Raw genomic sequence first — 17,718 nt, 5'->3', positions numbered from 1 at the left:
ACCTCACGGGAGGGTGCCGTCGCCCGACGATAGCCGGGCCTCGACCAGGGTCAGTACGGCCTCCGCCCCGCCCGCCCCGTCCTCGTCGGGGCCCGCCTGCCGGAACACCAGATCGGCCCCGATGACCTCCGCCTGTCCCACCGCGATCGTCAGCCCCAGCCCGTGCCCCTTGCTCCCGCCCCCGGTACGGAACCGCTGGGGCCCGTGGGACACGAGGTACTCGGGATAGCCGTCTCCGTGGTCCCGTACGGTCACCACCGGCCCGTCCACCGTCACCACCACCGGCGCCCGCCCGTGCTTGTGGGCATTGGCGACCAGGTTCCCCAGCACCCGCTCCAGCCGCCGCCGGTCCGTCTCCACGTGCGCGTCCCGCACCACGACGACCTCGGTGTCGGTCCCCGACGCCCGCACCACCCGCCGCGCGAGGCGCCCGAGCTGGTGCAGGTCCGTCTCCACCACCTCGCTGCCCGAGTCGAGCCGGGAGATCTCCAGCAGGTCCTCCGTCAGCTGCCGCATCGTGCGCACCCGCTCCTGCACCAGCTCCGTCGCCCGCCCCTCGGGCAGCAGCTCCGACGCCGCCTGCAGACCGGTCAGCGGGGTCCGCAGCTCGTGCGCGACGTCCGCCGTGAACCGCTGCTCCCGCTGGAGCTTCGTCTGCAGACTGCCCGCCATCGTGTCCAGGGCCGCCGCCACGGTCGCCACCTCGTCCTGGTGCCGCGAGGGGTCCTTCGTCCGTGGATCCCCGACCCGTGCGTCCAGGTCGCCCTGGGTGATCCTGCGGGCCACCGTCGCCGTCTGGTGCAGCCGCCGCGTCACCCGCGTCACGGCGAAGGCGCCCACCAGCAGCGTCCCGCCGATGGCCAGCACCGACGAGCCGATGATCGCGTTGTCCAGCCCGGTGATCGTGCGCGCGCTCTGCCCGTAGTCGACGGCCGTGGCCAGCGCCTTGCCGTCCGCCGGGGCCGCCGCCCACATCAGCTGCCGGCCCCCGTCCTGCGCCACGAGCGTCCCCCGCTGTCCGGAGAGGGCCAGCGCGCGCAGCCGGTCCGGCAGCCCGGGCGGGTCCAGCCCGGTCTCCGGCGGCAGCATCTCGCCGGCCTCGTAGGCGCGCGAGGCCTCGGTCAGCTTGCCGAGGGCCTTCTCGCGGGCCGTCGCGACGGTCTGCCGGGTCACCTCCACGTGTACGAGCACACCCAGCACCGCCGCGAGCGAGCAGCACATCAGCACGATGAAGCACGCCGACTTCCAGGTCAGCGTCGCCGTCCACGAGGGCAGCCGGAGCCTCACCGCGACGCTCCCGCCGAGCCGGGGCTCGGGGAGGGGGACGTGCCCGGGGTCCGGCCCGGGCCGGTGCTGCCGGGCACCCGGACGATCTGCTCCCAGGCCGGCAGCATCGAGCGCTGCGTCTCGTCCCAGGACCAGGTGGTGTTCACCTCGTAGCCGGCGTTGCCGCTGGGGACGCGCAGGATCACGTCCCGTCCGGCGAGCTCCACGCTGATGACGGTGTCGGTCGTGGCCATGATCCGGTTGAGCCGGCCCTCCGCGTCCGCCGTGTACACGCGTACGGACATCTGCTGATCCGGGTACTCGATGCCGACGATCAGCTCGTCCTTGCCGTTGCCGGTGAGGTCCCGGTAGTACGGCGTCAGCACCGGACACTTCTTCGGATCGGCCCCGTCCGCCCCGCACTCCTCGATCGCGGCGACGGTCTCGGGCGGCATCCCGTCGGGGCCGGTCCGCGCGTTCGGGTGAGCCCGCAGCTCGGCCTGCACCAGGGTCGCCGGGTCGATCACGTGCACGTTCTGGTCCTGCACGGGCGCGATCCCGGGTACGTACTCGGGCGGCGCGCCCCCCGGATCGGCGGGCGGTACGACGGCCCCCGCGCGCCCGGGCCACAGATGTACGGGCCCGCTCGCGGTCGGGGTCGCCCCGGCACCGGCCAGCCCGCCGGTGTCATCGCAGGCGCTCGCCAGCGGCAGCAGCAGGGCGGTCAGCAGACCGGCCCGGACACGCCGGCGCCGGCCCCGGTGTCCGGGACCGGGGGAGGGAACGGATCCGGATCCGATCACCCGTCGACCCTCCTCTCCCATGAGCATGTGCCTGTCCACAGTAGGCAGAGCCGCATCGTTTCTGCCCGTGAGCCCGGGCCGGAGGACCGACGGGCCGGCCGCGGCACCCGCGGGGCGGGGAAGCGGCGTCCTACGCTTCCGTACGCCCGCGGCGCAGCATCGCGAAGCCCAGCCCGGCGGCGCCGATCGCCGCGATGCCGCCGCCCGCGGCGAGCAGCAGCATGCCGTCACCCGGGCCGTCGGCCAGTGTGTGCAGGCCCAAAGCCTCGACGGTCCCCGTCCCCGTACCCGAGCGCGGGGGCGCGGAGACGGGGACGACCCGGCCGTCGCGGCTCGCGGTCTTGTGCCCGTCCGTGCTTCCGGCGCCGGAAGCGCCGTCTGCGGCCTGCGCATCGCTGCCGGGCCCGGCCCAGGAACTGAGCCGGCCGTCGGACCGCAGCGCGAGGTGCATCTCCCCGGCGGCACCGAAGCCGGTGCTGCCGTCACGGCTGGTCAGGGTGACGGCGGTGGAGCCGTCGGGGTTGAGGACATCGGCCTGATAGGCGCCCTTGGCCACGCGGTACACGTGCGCCGTGGAGACGCCGTCGGCGAGCGACACGGTCTTGACCAGGGTCCGCGGGGCGGTCACGCCCTGCGCGGAGGAAGCCGACGGCACCCCGTCGGCGAACGCGGCGGCCGCGGGGAACGCCAGCAGGGTGCCGGCACCCACAGCCACGGCGGCGGCGCTTACGAGACTGCGGCGGCTGCGGCTCACGGTGTTCACGGGACGTCCTTCGGTGCAGGTCGGGCCCTGGTCTGTCCAGGTGGGATAAACGTATGCACCGGCCGTTGCGGTAACCCGTTGCTTCTGTAACAGCCATGCCTCAGCGACCCGGCGGAGTCGTTACACGCCACGGGCCGCACGACGCACGCCGCAGGCCGGACCCGACCGGGGGATTGCCGCGGGGCGCCGGGGCTGCTCCCATGGACGCCGGGGGTGAGGGCATGTCTTCGATGGGTTCGAGGGGCCTGAAGGTACTGCCGAGCGGCCGGCCCGGCCGCGGCCGGCTGTATGTGAACCTGCCCGACGGCAGGGCCGTGGCCTGGTACGACCGGCGGGCCAACCGGATCAGCGTGCTGGCGGACGAGCGCCGCGAGGAGATCCTGACGGCGTTACGCCCCTACCTCACCGGAACCGTGGCCATCGGCCCGCCCCCCGTCCCCACGGCCGGGGACCTGCTCCGCCTGTCCCTCCCGCCCGACGAGGACCTGGCCCCGAACCGCCCGGGCGAGGCCCTGCTCGGAGCTCTCACGTACGGCACCGCGGGCACCCGCGCCCGGCACCGGCTCCGTCAGGAGCTCACCGTGAGGCAGCGGATGGGCGAGGTGCTGGACGCCCTGGCGGAGACGGAGGACTGGCAGGTCCTGCACTCGATCCACGGTGTCGCGGACCACCTCCTCATCGGGCCGCCCGGCGTCTTCTGCATCCGCACGGTCCAGGGCCGCCGCCAGCGCGTGGTGATCGGCGACCTCCTCCTCACGGTGGGCCGCACCGACCCCACCCCGGACCCCCGTGCGGCCCGCCGCGCGGCGGGCCTCGCGACCCGCGTCCTCTCCACCCCGGTGACCCCGGTCCTGGCCGTGGTCGACGCGACCCGCCTGGAGATCGCCCCCACCCTCCGCGACGTCCGCACCCTCACCCCCGCCACCACATCGACCTTCCTGACCAACACCCCCACCACCCTCAAACCCCCGGACGTAGAAGCCCTCTACACCACAGCCAGAGACCGCCGAACCTGGCACCCTCAGCCGTCCGGCGCCTGAGGACAGGGTCCGGGTAGCGCCCGGGGCCCCCTCCAGCCCCGCCGGCGTTTGAGGCGCGGGTCCGGGCAGCGCCCGGGGAACGGTGGAAGGGCGGGTAGGGGACTCCGCCCCGCAGGGCCCGGATCCCAGGCCCGGTACCCCTCAAGCGGAGCTCCGCTTGCGCGGCGTCACCGCCTTCTTCGCGGCACCCCGCGCAGGCTTCGCCTCCGCAGCCTTGGCCGAGGCCGTCTTCTTCACAGCCGCAGCAGCGGCCTTCTTCTTCGCAGCAGCGGCAGCAGTCGACTTCTTCGCAGCACCGGCACCGGCAGCACCACCACCACCACCCGCCGACGCAGTCGACTTCTTCCCGCCCACCGCCTTCGGCGCAGCCGCCCCCGCAGCCTTCTTCCGCCGAATCGGCGTAACCTCCGCCTCCGCCCCCTCCGCCGCAGGCGCCCCCGCCCCCGCCCGCGACGCCTTCGCCGCCCGCACACTGTTCTCCAACGCCGCCATCAGGTCGATGACCTGCCCACCGGCCCCCTCCACCGGCGGCCCCGCCGCCACCGCCGGTTCACCCCCGTCCGCCTTCGCCGCGATCATCGCCTCGACCGCCTCCCGGTAGTCGTCGCGCAGCGAGTCCATCTCCACCTCCCCCAACGTCGCCATCAGCGCGTCCGCCAGGTCCAGCTCGGCCTCCCGCACCGACACCGCACCCTCGGGCGCCACCCCTTCCGGAACCCGGATCTCGTCCGGCCACAGCAGCCCGTGCATCGCGATCACGTCGTCGACGACCCGCAGCATGCCCAGCCGCTCCCGCCCCCGCAGCGCGTACTTCGCGATCGCGACCTTCCGGCTCCGCTTCAGCGCCTCCCGCAGCAGCGTGTACGGCTTGGCCGCCGTAGCCCCGCTCGCCGCGAGGTAATACGCCGCGTCCATCTGCAGCGGATCGATCTGATCAGCGGGAACAAACGAAACGATCTCGATCGTCTTGGCGGTGGCGATCGGCAGCTGCGCCAGATCCTCGTCCGTAATCGGAATGATCGACCCGTCCGCCTCCTCGTAGCCCTTGCCGATCTCGGCGGTCGGCACCTCCTCCCCGTCCAGCTCGCAGACCTTGCGGTAGCGGACGCGCCCGCCGTCGCCGATGTGGATCTGGCGGAAGGAGATCGAGTGGCTCTCGGTGGCGTTCACGAGCTTGATCGGAATGCTGACCAAGCCGAAGGAGATCGCCCCGTTCCATATGGATCGCACGGTTCCTCCTGTTTCGTGGCAGTCTCATCGTATGACGCCGATCACCCTGGTGGAGGGCCGTCGCATTTCGCTCAGCAACCTCGACAAGGTCCTCTACCCGGAGACCGGCTTCACCAAGGGCGAGGTCCTCCACTACTACGCCACGGTCGCGGGCCACCTGCTCGCCCACATCCACGACCGCCCGGTGTCCTTCCTGCGCTATCCCGACGGCCCGGACGGACAGCTCTTCTTCACGAAGAACCCGCCGCCCGGTACCCCCGGCTGGGTGAAGACCACCCCGGTCCCGCGTTCCGAGGACCTCCGGGCCGAACAGGTGGTCATCGCCGACCTGCCCACCCTCATGTGGGCCGCCAACCTCGTCGTCGAGTTCCACACCCCCCAGTGGCCGGCCGGCGCCCCCGCCCTCGCCGACCGCCTGATCCTCGACCTCGACCCCGGTTCCCCGGCCACCGTCGTCGAATGCGCGGCCGCCGCCCTGTGGCTCCGCGACCGCCTCACCGCGGACGGCCTCCACGCCTGCGCGAAGACCTCCGGCTCCAAGGGCCTCCACCTGGCGGTACCCCTCGAACCGACCCCCTCCGAGCACGTGTCGGCGTACGCGAAGGCCCTCGCCCAGGAGGCCGAGCGCGAGCTCCCGGACCTCGTCGTGCACCGGATGACCAAGGCACTGCGCCCCGGGAAGGTCTTCGTCGACCACAGCCAGAACGCCGCCGCCAAGACCACGGCGGCCCCCTACACCCTGCGGGCCCGCACCCTGCCCACCGTCTCCGCACCCGTCTCCTGGGCGGAGGTCGAGGCCTGCCGGACCCTCTCCGACCTGGTGTTCCTCGCCGACGACATCGCCCCGCGGCTGGCCCGTGACGGAGACCTCTTCGCCCCCCTCCTCGACCCCGCCCTGGCCGGACGGCTCCCGTGATCACCGTCGCGCTCGCCGTGGCCGTACGGACCCTGCCGCGCGCGCCCGGTCTCGCGTACGAGCCCAAGTTCGACGGCCACCGCCTCGTCATCATCCGCACCGACCGCGCCGTTGACGGGGTGGTCCTCCAGGCCCGCTCCGGCCGCATCGTCACCGCGGCCTTCCCCGACCTCGCGGCGGCCGCCCACCACCTCCCCGCCGGGACCGTCCTCGACGGGGAGGTGGTGGTCTGGCACGCGGGCCGCACCGACTTCGCGCTCGTACAGCGCCGGGCGGCCGCCGCCTCGGCCGCCCGGGCCGCCGTGCTGGCCCAGACGCTGCCGGCCTCGTACGCGGCCTTCGACGTACTGGAACTCGCCGGCCTGGACCTGCGCGCCCGCCCCTACGAACGCCGGCGCGCCCTCCTCGTCGACCTCCTCCTGCCCCTGGGCCCACCGCTCCAGCCGGTGCCCATGACCACGGACCCGGAGCTGGCGGAGACCTGGTACGAGACCCTGCCCGCCAGCGGCATCGAGGGACTGGTCGTCAAGCGGATGGACCAGCCCTACCCCGCCGGCCGGCGCGGCTGGCAAAAGCTCCGGCACACCAACGTCCGCGACGCGGCGGTGGTCGGCTACACGGGCACCGCTCGCCGCCCGCTCGCCCTCGTCCTGGTCCTCCCGGTCGGAGACGAGACCCCGCTGGTCTCGAGCCCCCTGACGGCGCCGCTCCGCGCGGAGGTGGCGGCTGCGGTGGCCGCCCGCGACCCGGAGGCGGCCGGGGGAGCCCCGCGCACGTCCCGGGGCGCCACCATCACGGCCATCGGCCTCGGCGAGGTCCCCTTCCACCCCCTGGACCCGCCGCTGACGGCCGAGGTCCGCCACACCTCGACCCGCCACCCGCCACCGGAGGTCCTGCGCCTGCGCACAGACCTGTGACCCGGGGCGGGGTCCGCCCCGGGTCACGGGCGGCGCAGAGGGCCGGCTGCCGGATCAGGGGGTCAGTGGGTCAGGGGGGGCAGTGGATCAGTGGATCAGTGGGTCAGTGCGTCGGTGGGGCAGCGGATCAGTCGTGCGCGCCCCGCCCCGAGTTGGGCGGAGAACCGGGCTGCGGGTGCGGGCCCGGCCCTTCGACGTGCTGGTGGGCCGCTTCCCGCCGGGCCCTGACCTCTTCCGGGTGGAGCGAGGTGGTGGAGCCGAAGTTCCCGTACCCCTGCATCTCGTGCGGGCGCAGTCCGTTCTCGGGGAATTCCACGTAGTCCCGCTCCTCGCGCACCTCGTACACCGCACCGCCGTCGGGCAGGTGCGGCTGGCTCTCGGGAGTGGGGGGTGCGGGTTCTTGTGCCCGGACCCGCTTGCCCAGCAAGAAGCCGCCGAGCAGGAAGCCGACCACGATGAGCCCGACGACCAGGAACCACGCGATGTTGGTCAGTGTCCTGTCCACCGCGAGGAACGTCAGAGTCGTGTCCATACAACCCATTTTCCCGCATCGGTGACTTTTCCACCCGACGGCCCGGTACGGCCCGGTACGGCCCGCGGACCGGCTCAGCCCTTGAGCGGCCCTTCCGCGTCCCGCACCCCACGGACCTCCCGGCCCCCGAGCACCGCCAGGATCTCCGCGCAGATGGCCAGCGCCGTCTCCGCCGGGGTCTGCCCGCCCAGGTCCAGCCCGATCGGCCCGTGCACCGTCCGCAGCCGCTCCTCGCTCACCCCCGCCGCGAGCAGCCCCTCGCGGCGCCGCGCGGTGGTCTTGCGGGAGCCGAGCGCACCGACGTACGGAATCCCGAGCGCGAGCGCGGTCCGCAGCGTCGGCACGTCGAAGTCCGGATCATGGCTCAGCATCGCCAGACAGGCGGCGTCCCGCCGCACGTCGAGCAGCTTCTCGGCCTCACCGACGGCGGTGACGACGCTGACCTCCCACCCGAGGAGCCGGGCCTGCGCCTCGATGACCTCGGCCAGCTCCCCGGCCCCGCCGATCACCACGTACGGAGCCGACGGGTACGCCTCCACGAGCACCAGCCCGGACCCGGCGTACAGCGCGTCCCGGCCCGGCCGCCGCGTCCTCAGCAGCTCCCCGGCCCGCCGCTCGGCGTCGCCGGACGGCTGGTCGGCCCCCCGTACGACGACACTGACGGCCTGATCCGCCCGCTCGTTCAGCTGGGTCACGAGCGCGACGCCGACCCCCTGCCCGAGCAGCTCCCACCACTCGCGGGGAATCGCGGCCAGCGGCTGCAACAGCACCTCGGCCTGCCCGCCACACGTCAGCTTCGCCTCGACGGCCTCGCCGCCGCCGACCGAGACCTCGCACACCCGTGCGGTCTCCCCGGCCCCCATGGAGGCGGCCTCCGCCACGAGCTCGGCGTCGAACACCCCCCGGTACAGGGCCCCGACGCACTCGCCCTTCACATCCACGAGCACGGCCCCGGCCGGATCCCGGGGCCCGAACCCCTGCTCGGTCACGGGCCGCGCCAGAAACCCGACCCGCCCCTCGGCCACCCACTGCCGCGCCGTCTCCACCAAGTCACGCATCTGCGCCGCCCCATCCTCACCGTCAGAGCACGCCACAGAGCACCAGGTCGACGACACAAAGTGGCCTCGCTCCCAACCTACGCACGCCAACCCCCGCCCCTCACCCCCCAAAACCCACAGACCCACCCCCACGTCCTTCGTACGGACCACCATCGCCGCACCGCCGCACGGCCCGTGCCTGATGACCGATCATGTGGCGGCGGGGGGTGGAGTGCAGCTGTGCGGCAACCGGCAGGGGACTGGATCGCCGTCACGTTGAGATGAGGGATCGCATGGTGCCGCTGGTTACGTCGGACGCTCTCGAGCGCGAGGACAGGTTTGATTGGTTCTGCGAGACGGTGTCCAGCGATGTGATGCCCGTCACGCTCGACAGCCGGCACCGGGCCGACTTCCGGGCGAGCCTCATGTACGTGGACCTCGGCGTTGCGCACCTGTCCTCCCTGACCTGCTCGCCGGTTACCTCGCGGCGCACCTCGGCCCACGTCCGGCGCGGCGATCCCGAACACCTGCAGCTGGCGCTCATCACACAGGGCACCGTCAGGATCTCGCAGCGAAGCAACGAATCCCTGGTCGCGGGGGGTCTCATGCTCACGGACACCTCACGGCCGAGTGAGGGCGCATGCATAGGCGAGCAGACCGGGACGGTCGTCCTGCAGATCCCCCGTCAATCCCTGGCGCTGGGATCGGACCGGGTGGACCGCCTCCTGGCACGGCCCTTGGCCGCAGACGTGGGGTCCGGGGCGATCCTCGCCGACTTCCTCAAGACGCTGGTCGCACGCGCCCCGCACTGTCACCCCGAGGAGCTGCGGGCGATGGGGGCCGTCACCCTGGACTTGACCACCGCGTTCCTCGCGCGGCAGCTCGGTGACCCCGGCCAGGCGCCTGCCGAGGCCCGTGCGCAGGAGATCCTGCAGCGGATCTACCGCTTCATCGAGAACAATCTCGGCGACCCGGACCTGACTCTCCGGACGGTCGCCGATCGGCACAACCTCTCCCTGCGCCGTCTCCACGCCCTCTTCGGCGACCAGCCCCTGACCGTCGCGGCACACATTCGCCAACGCCGCCTGGAGCGCGCCCGCACCGACCTCGTGTGCCGGGAACTGAGGGGCCGGCCGGTCCAGGCGATCGCCGCTCGCTGGGGCTTCCCCACCGCCACCGCGTTCAGCCGGGCATTCCGCGAGACCTATGGCATCACCCCCACCGAACACCGCGCGCTCGCCCCGGCCGCCCCGGCCGCCCCGGGGCACTGAGAGCACACAAACGCGGCACTCAGCGCACACCACCGCACGCCGCTCCGGCCTAGATTCACCTCCGGCGACACGGGCCCGGGCGAACACAATTCACGGGCTCCGAGCAGGTGCGACGTTGGCACCGGCTGGGTGTCAGGGAGATCGGCCGCTGTGCAACTCGCCTCTGACGAGAGCCATATGCGTATGCGCATGCGGAGGGCGCCTCGGCGCCGCCTTTCCCGACGCCTCTCGCCCTTATCGGCCGCTCGCTCGGCACGGATCGAATTCGAGGAACCACCCATGCTTCGACGCACTTCGGCAATGCTGCTTGCCACGGCATCCCTGGTCGGCGCGGGATTCGCCATGGGCGCCCCCGCTCAGGCCGTCCCGGCCTGCACCCCCGACAACGCCTGTCTCTATTCGGACGCGTACTTCACGGGATTCGAGCGGGACGACTACAGCTCCCGTCCCAACTGGTCCACCCTCACCTACGACTACGCCCCGACCAGGAAGCTCTACGCGGGCGACGGCGTCGTCGACAACGTCAGCTCCATCAACAGCATGGACCCGGACACCAAGATCTCGATCTACTACAACTCCGGATACGCCGGCCCCTGCTTCAAGGTCGCGGCTTACGGCCTGGTGGACGACTTCGCGAAGATCACCCTCAGTTCCGGTTCGACCGCCAACGACCGGATGAACTCGCACAACTTCAGCAACAACTGCGCGGGGAACACGTACAACATCTTCTGATCGACCTGCTGCCGATATGCATCGGCCGCTCTTTCGGCATGAATCCAAGACGAGGAGAAGCTCATGATTCGACGCACTTCGGCGATGCTGCTCGCCACGGCATCCCTGTTCGGCGCGGTAGTTGCCATGGCTGCGCCCGCACAGGCAGCGGAATGCACCGAGGACAACGTTTGTCTCTGGTCGGACAGCGGCTACACCGGATACCTGCGGGACGACTACCAGTCCCGTGACAACTGGTCCATCATCTCGTACGAATACGCCGGCTGGCGGCTCTACGCGGGCGACGGCGTCCCCGCCAACGTCAGCTCCATCGACAACTGGGACCCGGACACCAGGGTCTCGGTCTACTACAACTCCGGATTCGCAGGCCCCTGCTTCAAGGTCGCTGCGTACGGCAGCGTGAGCAACATGGCGAGCATCACCCTCAGCTCCGGCAAGACCGCCAACGACAACATGAACTCGCACAACTTCACCAACAATTGCGCGGGCACCACGTACAACTTCTGACCGCCGCCCGTGACCGCGGTGGGGCGGAGGCCAATTCCGCCCCACCGCACATGAGATGTGCCGTTTGTTCGGCACGGAACGATAACGAGGAAACAGCTCATGATTCGACGCACTTCGGCGATGCTGCTGGCCGCGGCCTCCCTGTTCGGCACGGGGATCGTCATGGCCGCGCCCGCGCAGGCCGACGTCTGCACCCCCGAGAACGTCTGCCTCTGGTCGGACGGCGGCTTCAAGGGAGAGAAGCGGGACGACTTCAACTCCCGTACCAGCTGGGCCAACATCACCTACGACGGAACCAGCCTCCCGCTCTACCGCGGTGACAACGTCATTTCGAACGTCAGCACCATCGACAACTGGGACCCGGACACCAAGGTCTCGGTCTACTACAACTCCGGATACGCCGGCCCCTGCTTCAGGGTCGCCGCCTACGGGTGGGTGAGCGATATGAGTGGCATCACCCTCAGCAACGGCAAGAACGCCAACGACGTCATGAACTCGCACAGGTTCGGTGACTGGTGCAACGGCGCCACGTACAACTTCTGATCGCCTGCTCATGACCACGGTGGGGCGGAGGCCAATTCCGCCCCACCGCGCACATCCACTCTATCCAGGGGTTCCCTTGCGTTACACGCGTCTCGTTATCGCCGCCGGGGTCGGCACGCTGCTGCTTACCGGCTGCTCGGAGGGCAGCCAGGAACGAGGCGGCGCCGGCGGTGGCGGTTCCGCTGTCCGGGATGTCGTCACGGAGGCAGACATCGTCCTCCCGGTGTCGGCCTACCTCTTCACCCCCGAGCAGCAGGCGCAGGTCGACACTGCTCATTCCACCCTGGCTTCCGACTGCATGAAGCGGTTCGGTTTCGACTGGCCCGTCAGAAGGGCCGAGCCGACCAAGGTCGTGAGCCGTCGGTACGGAGTGGTCGGCGAGAAGATCGCCGCCGAGCACGGCTATCACGTGATCCCGTTGCCGGGCGACAAGGAGCACGCCGAAGGCGCGGCGCCCAGCGGGGCCAAGCTCCCGCCCGAGGCCTACATGGTCTACGGCGCCAAGGGCGGCAAGGCCGGCGCGGGCGGCAGTTACGAAGGCAAGGACATCCCCCCGGGCGGCTGCATCGGAGAGGCGAGCCGCAAGCTGGGGCTCGACAAGGTGCAGGACCCCGCGAAGGGCAAGATCGGACTGCTCAGCATCGACTACTCCTCCTTCGGGAAGGCCCAGGCGACGCCGGAGTTCAAGAAGGCGCAGGACGAATGGGTGGCCTGCATGAAGAAGTCCGGCTATCAGCACACCACTTTCCTCCAGCCCGCCGAGAAGTACGCGGCCCAGGGGACCTCCGCATCACCGGAGGAGAAGGCCGTGGCCACGGCCGATGTGAAGTGCAAGCAGGAAACGAAGCTCGCCACCGTCCTGGTCCGCGCCGAAACGAAGATCCAGAGCGAGTACATCGAGCAGAATGCCGCCGGTTTCGCCGAAATCAAGAGGGATCAGGGCGCGGTCATCAAGTCGGCGAACGAGGCATTGGCGAACTGAATGCAGAACGACGAACAACCTTCCGTCGACGCGGCCGACGCGGCCGACGCGGCCGACGCGGCCGACGCGGCCCACGGCAGCACGGGCAACGGCGGTGACGGCGTACGGATCCGGCGCCGCTCGCTCGCCCTGATCGCGGTGGGCGCGGTCGCGCTCACCGGTGCGGGCTTCGGAGCCTCCCTGCTGATCAAGTCGCCCGCCCAGGCAGCGGCGGACTCCCGGCCTCCCGCGCCGTCCGTGATCACCACTCCGGTCGAGTACCGGGCGCTGGCCTCCTCGTTGGTCCTCCGCGGCACCGTGGTCGCCGGCCAGAGCGTGGAGATCACCCCCGGTGGGGGCTCGGCCGATGGAGGCAGTCCCACGGTCTCCAAGCTGCCGCTGAAGGCAGGGGACGAGGTACGCGCGGGCCGGCTGCTGGTCGAGGTCTCCGGCCGTCCGGTGATCGCGCTCCAGGGCACCGTTCCGCTCTACCGCGACCTCAAGCCCGGCGCCCAGGGCAGCGATGTGGGCCAGCTCCAGGACGCGCTCCAGCAGCTCGGCCACTCCACCTCCCCCGACAACCGCGGACGTTTCGGCGAGGGCACGAAGGCGGCGGTCACCAAGCTGTACGAGGCGGCCGGGTACGAACCCGTCCCGGTCGGCGGCGCCGAGGGCTCGGCCGCCGTCATCGCGGCCGAGGCACAGGTGACCTCCTCCGAACGGGCCCTGGACGACGCCAAGGACGCACTGAAGTCCGCAGAGTCGGGCTCGGGCTCCGGCTCCGGCTCCGGCTCCGGATCGGGCTCCGGCTCGGACTCCCGTACGGGCTCGGCCACCGGAACGTCCGGGAAGGCCGATGCCGGTGCTCGCGATCTGGCGCCGTTGCGCAAGTCGGTCGCCCGCGCCCGGGAGGACCTGGCCACCGCGCGCGAGGGTCTCGTCGCCGCGAAGGCGGCCTCCGGCCCCATGGTCCCGTCCGGCGAGGTGACGTTCCTGGAGAGCTTCCCCGCCCGGGTGCAGGACCTTCCCGTGCGACTCGGCGGGAAGGTGCAGGGAGCCGTGATGACCGTCGCCGCAGGCCCCCTGGTGGTGCACGCCTATGTGCCCGACCACCAGAAGGGCCTGATCAGGGCGGACCAGAAGGCGGAGCTCCTCTCGGAGGCCGACGGGGCCACCACCGACGCCTCCGTACGGTCCATCGCGACCGCACGCACGACGCCGCGTACCGATGCCGGCGCGCAGAACGGGCAGCCGGCGGCCGGGCAGGCCGGTGGGCAGGCCGACGCGGACGGCTATCTGATGGTGGTGACACCCGGCCGGCCGCTGGAGGCCCAATGGACCGGGCAGAACGTCCGCCTGACCGTCCTGGCCGCCACGACCGGCGGCAAGGTCCTCGTCGTCCCCGTCTCGGCGGTGTCGGCGGGCGCCGACGGTGCCACCGTGGTGACCGTGCTCGAGGACGACGGCAAGCAGCGCCGGGTCCGGGTGAAGCCCGGCACCACCGGCGACGGCCATGTCGAGGTCACCCCCTTGGACGGAGAGGCCCTCCGCGAGGGCGCCCGGGTGGTGACCGGGGTCCGGGCCGGCGACGCCGCACCGGGAGGCGCCGGATGACCGCGTCTCCGGCCCCGTCTCCGGACCTGGCTCCGTCCCCGTCCCCGTCCGTGCCGCCCGTCATCGAATTCCGGCAGGTCGGCCTCACCTATCCGGGGCCGCCGCCCGTGGAGGCGTTCCGCCCCGGCGACCTCGTGGTCCGCAAGGGCGAGTTCATCACCGTCGTCGGCCCCTCCGGATCGGGCAAGTCCACCTTCCTGAACATCGCCGGACTGCTTGACACCCCCACCACGGGCAGCTTCCTGCTCGACGGCATCGACACCGGCCGGCTCAAGGACACCCAGCGCACCACGTTGCGCGGCCGCCGCATCGGATTCGTCTTCCAGGCGTTCCACCTGCTGCCGCACCGCAGCGCCCGTGAGAACGTCGAACTCGCCATGGTCTACGGCGATGTCCCGCGCCGCGAGCGCCCCGAGAGGGCCCGCGAAGCGCTGGCCCGGGTCCGCCTCGGCCACCGGACGGACGCGCTGCCCACCCGGATGTCCGGCGGCGAACGCCAGCGCGTGGCCATCGCACGGGCCCTGGCCGCCCGGCCCTCGTTGCTCCTGTGCGACGAGCCGACGGGAAACCTCGACTCCGGCAACGCCGAGGCGGTGCTCCAGCTCCTGGAAACCCTCAACGCCGAGGGCATCACGGTCGTCCTCATCACCCACGACCTGGCCGTGGCCGCCCGTGGACGGCGGACCATCACCATCCGGGACGGCACGATGAGCGAGAACGAGCAGGTGGCCGCATGCTGAGCCGGCTCCGAAGAGCACCGGACGACGCACCGGACGACGCCTTCCCCCAGGCCGACATCGGACGCTCCCTGTTCGCGCCACGGGACCTGCTGGCCGAGGCACTGGCCGGGATGCTGCAGCGCCCCGCGCGTTCCGCGCTCACCATGCTCGGCACGGTCCTGGGCGTCGGAGCCTTCGTCGCGGTGCTCGGCCTGACCGCCACCGCCTCCTCGCAGATCGACGACCGCTTCAACGTGCTCTCCGCGACCGAGGTGACGGTCGAGGACGTCGCCCACGAACAGGACAAGTTCGCGGGCGAGGGGTTCCCGGACGACGCCACGGACCGTGTCGAGCGGCTCAACGGGGTGCGGCACGCCGGTGTGCTGTGGATGGTCAAGCCCCGGCGCAGCGCCGCCGAACTCGCCGTCACCGCGGCCCCGGTGGGCGGCGCCGGAGGGGAAGCCCTCAGCGTGGTGGCCGCCGCTCCGGCCGCCCTGCGCGCGGCCGAACCCCGGCTCTCCCAGGGCAGGCTCTACGACGACTTCCACGCCGGTGCCCGCCAGCGCGTCACCGTGATCAGTTCGGGCATCGCCGCCCGTCTGGGGATCACCACGCTGGAGACCGAACCGGCGATCTTCATCGGGGGGCAGCCGTTCACGGTCATCGGCATCGTCGAGGACGTCCAGCGCCAGCCGGACGTACTGCTCTCGGTCCTCGTACCGCAGACCACCGCGGTCGAGATGTGGGGGCGGCCCGCCGAGGGCGCGAGGATGCTCATCGCCACCGACCTGGGCGCCGCCCGTCAGGTGGCGGCGGAAGCCCCCACGGCACTGCGCCCGGACCACCCGGAGTACCTCAAGGCGGTTCCGCCGCCCGACCCGAAGAGCCTGCGCACCTCGGTGACCTCCGACCTCGAACAGCTCTTCCTGCTGCTCGCCGGAGTGTGCCTGGTCATCGGAGCGGTCGGAATCGCCAACACCACCCTCGTGGCGGTCCTGGAACGCACAGGGGAGATCGGCCTGCGCCGCGCCCTCGGCGCCCAGAAGCGCCACGTCACCGCCCAGTTCCTCGCCGAGTCGGGCACGCTGGGCGCGTTCGGCGGACTCATCGGCACGTCCCTCGGCACGCTGGCCGTCCTGGTGGTCGCGCTGGTCAGGGACTGGACACCGGTCATGCACCCGGTGACCCTGGCCACCGCCCCGCTCATCGGCCTGGCAACCGGCGTCGTGGCCGGGATCTACCCCGCCCGGCGCGCCGCCTCCGTACAACCGGCCGACGCCCTCCGCGGCTGACCCACCACCATCCGGGCCTCCTGCCCCTGCCCCCAGGGCGACAGTCGGCTGCGCATGCGCGAAGACCCCGCCATCAGCGAACTCGCTGATGGCGGGGTCTTCGGGCACTTCCTGCGAAGTGCCCCCGGCCGCTGGAGACTCTTGAGGCTCACGACAAGATGAGCACGCCGTTCTCGTCAAACGTGACAACGTATGCCAAATCGCTACCCACAAGCACTTCTCCTTCTCCGGAAAATTCCTCTTCTTCTCCGTTTGAATTTGTGATAACAACCTTGATGGAGTAGTTGACCGTCAGGCCGGAGAGTCGACCACTCAATTCAAAGCTGCCGGATGCATTTCGATTGCTGGTGTCCATGTCGAGAGTGAGAGGGCCGGCTCCAGCGAGGGTGATCTCGTCATGCTCGCTGGTGGCTCCGTCCGTCAGGGTGCTGCTGACATGCACCGAAATGGTGGAATACTGCGCCTCTGTCGAAGTCGCGGTTGTCGGCGATGATCCTGAATTCGACTTCGATTCCGCCACATAAAAGAACCCGAAGATGGCCAGCGCGTAAGTCGCGACACTGACTGCCAGAATGGCAACCCTTGGGAGACGCCCAATGCTTCCTTCCAAGGTGATATGGAACTGGGACGACCCCATGCTTGCTCCACGCCCAACAATTCCGATGAGCAGGAGAAACGTTGCAATGACGAGCGTCACTATCGGGAAGAATTCCATATCCGAGACCCGTCTGCGGCAGGCTGAGATCTCAGCCGAGCGGATGCGCTCGGCGCTGGAATGGGATCGCCTGTGAAGATCATGCCGAACACGCCGCGGCCTTGACCTGGGCGCGTATGAGGATCTACCTCTTCCCATTCAACGGCTGTGCAACTAATCCTGCAACCCGGCGGAAGCGCCCTTGATGAAGTAGGGAAACTCTCGCCGCACCGGCAGGAGTTGACGCCCGTCGTGGCTTCGTGCATGAGGTCCACCTCGACGCGGATCCCGGTCTCCTCCAGGAATTCCCGAAGCACCCCACGCTCCGGAGTGAGGGTGGGGGAGCGGTCTCCTCCCCGGCCTGGCTACCGGGGGTGGCAGGAAGTCAGGCCGCTGGCCCTACCGCCGGCCGTCGCCGCCTCGCCGCTCGCCCACCGGCCCTACGACCTGAGGCACTCGGCTCTCTCCACGTGGCTCAATGCCGGCGTCGACCCCACCGAGGGCGCCGAGCGGGCGGGCAACAGCGTGGAGGTGCTGCTCAGTCGGTACGCGAAGTGCCTCGACGGTCGGCAGGAGCCGACCTGGGGCGATGGGTCAAGATCCTGTCCACGAACAGTCCACAGGGTCTGACATACGGGTGCGCAGGGCGGCAGTTGGCTGCACAAACGCGAAGACCCCGTCTCAGCGAACTCGCTGATGGCGGGGTCTTTGGGCACTTCCTGCGAAGTGCCCCCGGCAGGATTCGAACCTGCGCACACGGCTCCGGAGGCCGTTGCTCTATCCCCTGAGCTACGGGGGCGCTGTCGCTGGTGTTGCGGCGACGGGTTGAACACTACCAGCTTCCGGACGGTGATCAGGAACGGATTCCGGGGGAGCGGGGC

General features: G+C 71.0%; 18 protein-coding genes, 1 tRNA gene and 1 pseudogene. 12 read left to right on the top strand and 8 right to left on the bottom strand.

Annotation, left to right across the window (positions count from 1 at the left end; genetic code table 11):
* Positions 1–3 precede the first annotated feature (3 nt).
* The 3 genes from ACE1OC_RS13565 to ACE1OC_RS13555 all read right to left on the bottom strand — a co-directional run bounded on the left by ACE1OC_RS13565 (position 4) and on the right by ACE1OC_RS13555 (position 2,832).
* Positions 4–1,287, bottom strand: coding sequence for a histidine kinase dimerization/phospho-acceptor domain-containing protein (locus ACE1OC_RS13565; protein WP_407837226.1), 1,284 nt, complete (start codon positions 1,285–1,287; stop codon positions 4–6).
* Positions 1,284–2,069: a hypothetical protein gene (locus tag ACE1OC_RS13560; protein WP_407837225.1), complete on the bottom strand. Its 786-nt coding sequence runs from the start codon at positions 2,067–2,069 to the stop codon at positions 1,284–1,286. Before ACE1OC_RS13560 ends, ACE1OC_RS13565 begins: the two co-directional genes overlap by 4 nt.
* Positions 2,070–2,199: 130 nt before the next feature.
* A complete protein-coding gene (locus tag ACE1OC_RS13555) occupies positions 2,200–2,832 on the bottom strand; it encodes a hypothetical protein (protein WP_407837224.1) in 633 nt (210 codons plus the stop codon).
* Between the two features lie 221 nt (positions 2,833–3,053).
* Between ACE1OC_RS13555 and ACE1OC_RS13550 the strand changes: the two genes are divergently transcribed.
* Complete coding sequence (locus ACE1OC_RS13550; protein WP_407837223.1) at positions 3,054–3,872, top strand: nuclease-related domain-containing protein; 819 nt, start codon at positions 3,054–3,056, stop codon at positions 3,870–3,872.
* A 141-nt stretch (positions 3,873–4,013) separates the two neighbouring features.
* On the opposite strand, the gene ACE1OC_RS13545 is transcribed toward ACE1OC_RS13550, so the two are convergent.
* On the bottom strand, positions 4,014–5,102 hold the full coding sequence (locus ACE1OC_RS13545; protein WP_407837222.1) for a Ku protein: 1,089 nt from the start codon (positions 5,100–5,102) through the stop codon (positions 4,014–4,016).
* 31 nt (positions 5,103–5,133) lie between these two features.
* Between ACE1OC_RS13545 and ligD the strand changes: the two genes are divergently transcribed.
* Both ligD and ACE1OC_RS13535 read left to right on the top strand, forming a co-directional pair.
* On the top strand, positions 5,134–6,018 hold the full coding sequence (gene ligD, locus ACE1OC_RS13540; protein ID WP_407837221.1) for a non-homologous end-joining DNA ligase: 885 nt from the start codon (positions 5,134–5,136) through the stop codon (positions 6,016–6,018).
* Complete coding sequence (locus ACE1OC_RS13535; protein ID WP_407841553.1) at positions 6,018–6,935, top strand: ATP-dependent DNA ligase; 918 nt, start codon at positions 6,018–6,020, stop codon at positions 6,933–6,935. The genes ligD and ACE1OC_RS13535 overlap by 1 nt, the downstream gene beginning before the upstream one ends.
* A gap of 127 nt (positions 6,936–7,062) precedes the next feature.
* On the opposite strand, the gene ACE1OC_RS13530 is transcribed toward ACE1OC_RS13535, so the two are convergent.
* Both ACE1OC_RS13530 and ACE1OC_RS13525 read right to left on the bottom strand, forming a co-directional pair.
* Positions 7,063–7,467, bottom strand: coding sequence for a DUF6479 family protein (locus tag ACE1OC_RS13530; protein WP_407837220.1), 405 nt, complete (start codon positions 7,465–7,467; stop codon positions 7,063–7,065).
* 74 nt (positions 7,468–7,541) lie between these two features.
* Positions 7,542–8,525 carry an XdhC family protein gene (locus tag ACE1OC_RS13525; protein WP_407837219.1) on the bottom strand — a complete coding sequence of 328 codons (984 nt, stop codon included), beginning with the start codon at positions 8,523–8,525 and terminating at the stop codon, positions 7,542–7,544.
* A 272-nt stretch (positions 8,526–8,797) separates the two neighbouring features.
* On the opposite strand from ACE1OC_RS13525, the gene ACE1OC_RS13520 reads away from it, so the two are divergent.
* The 8 genes from ACE1OC_RS13520 (at position 8,798) to ACE1OC_RS13485 (ending at position 16,143) form a co-directional block, all read left to right on the top strand.
* A complete protein-coding gene (locus ACE1OC_RS13520; RefSeq protein ID WP_407837218.1) occupies positions 8,798–9,775 on the top strand; it encodes a helix-turn-helix domain-containing protein in 978 nt (325 codons plus the stop codon).
* A 279-nt stretch (positions 9,776–10,054) separates the two neighbouring features.
* Positions 10,055–10,507: a hypothetical protein gene (locus tag ACE1OC_RS13515; protein ID WP_407837217.1), complete on the top strand. Its 453-nt coding sequence runs from the start codon at positions 10,055–10,057 to the stop codon at positions 10,505–10,507.
* Between the two features lie 63 nt (positions 10,508–10,570).
* Positions 10,571–11,014, top strand: a complete 444-nt coding sequence (locus ACE1OC_RS13510; RefSeq protein ID WP_407837216.1) for a peptidase inhibitor family I36 protein — start codon at positions 10,571–10,573, stop codon at positions 11,012–11,014.
* A 99-nt stretch (positions 11,015–11,113) separates the two neighbouring features.
* The gene (locus ACE1OC_RS13505) at positions 11,114–11,557 is read left to right on the top strand and encodes a peptidase inhibitor family I36 protein (RefSeq protein ID WP_407837215.1); all 444 of its coding nucleotides are present in this window, start codon (positions 11,114–11,116) and stop codon (positions 11,555–11,557) included.
* 76 nt (positions 11,558–11,633) lie between these two features.
* Positions 11,634–12,539 (top strand): hypothetical protein, encoded by a 906-nt coding sequence (locus ACE1OC_RS13500; protein ID WP_407837214.1) that lies wholly within the window; start codon positions 11,634–11,636, stop codon positions 12,537–12,539.
* Positions 12,540–14,132, top strand: a complete 1,593-nt coding sequence (locus tag ACE1OC_RS13495; RefSeq protein ID WP_407837213.1) for a peptidoglycan-binding protein — start codon at positions 12,540–12,542, stop codon at positions 14,130–14,132.
* Positions 14,129–14,872 (top strand): ABC transporter ATP-binding protein, encoded by a 744-nt coding sequence (locus ACE1OC_RS13490; protein ID WP_407837212.1) that lies wholly within the window; start codon positions 14,129–14,131, stop codon positions 14,870–14,872. The genes ACE1OC_RS13495 and ACE1OC_RS13490 overlap by 4 nt, the downstream gene beginning before the upstream one ends.
* Positions 14,866–16,143 carry an ABC transporter permease gene (locus ACE1OC_RS13485; protein ID WP_407837211.1) on the top strand — a complete coding sequence of 426 codons (1,278 nt, stop codon included), beginning with the start codon at positions 14,866–14,868 and terminating at the stop codon, positions 16,141–16,143. The genes ACE1OC_RS13490 and ACE1OC_RS13485 overlap by 7 nt, the downstream gene beginning before the upstream one ends.
* 148 nt (positions 16,144–16,291) lie before the next feature.
* Here ACE1OC_RS13485 and ACE1OC_RS13480 read toward each other — a convergent pair whose 3' ends face one another.
* Complete coding sequence (locus tag ACE1OC_RS13480) at positions 16,292–16,858, bottom strand: hypothetical protein (protein WP_407837210.1); 567 nt, start codon at positions 16,856–16,858, stop codon at positions 16,292–16,294.
* Between the two features lie 345 nt (positions 16,859–17,203).
* On the opposite strand from ACE1OC_RS13480, the pseudogene ACE1OC_RS13475 reads away from it, so the two are divergent.
* Positions 17,204–17,467, top strand: a pseudogene (locus ACE1OC_RS13475) (hypothetical protein); the annotation flags it as partial.
* 97 nt (positions 17,468–17,564) lie between these two features.
* On the opposite strand, the gene ACE1OC_RS13470 reads toward ACE1OC_RS13475, so the two are convergent.
* A tRNA-Arg gene (locus ACE1OC_RS13470) sits at positions 17,565–17,636 on the bottom strand.
* Positions 17,637–17,718: the final 82 nt, after the last annotated feature.

It is taken from the genome of Streptomyces stoeckheimensis, assembly GCF_045822005.1.
In the GTDB taxonomy this organism is placed as follows: Bacteria; Actinomycetota; Actinomycetes; order Streptomycetales; family Streptomycetaceae; genus Streptomyces; species Streptomyces stoeckheimensis.
The sequence above is the reverse complement of the archived record's forward strand: the minus strand, read 5'-3'. Positions and strand labels throughout refer to the sequence as shown.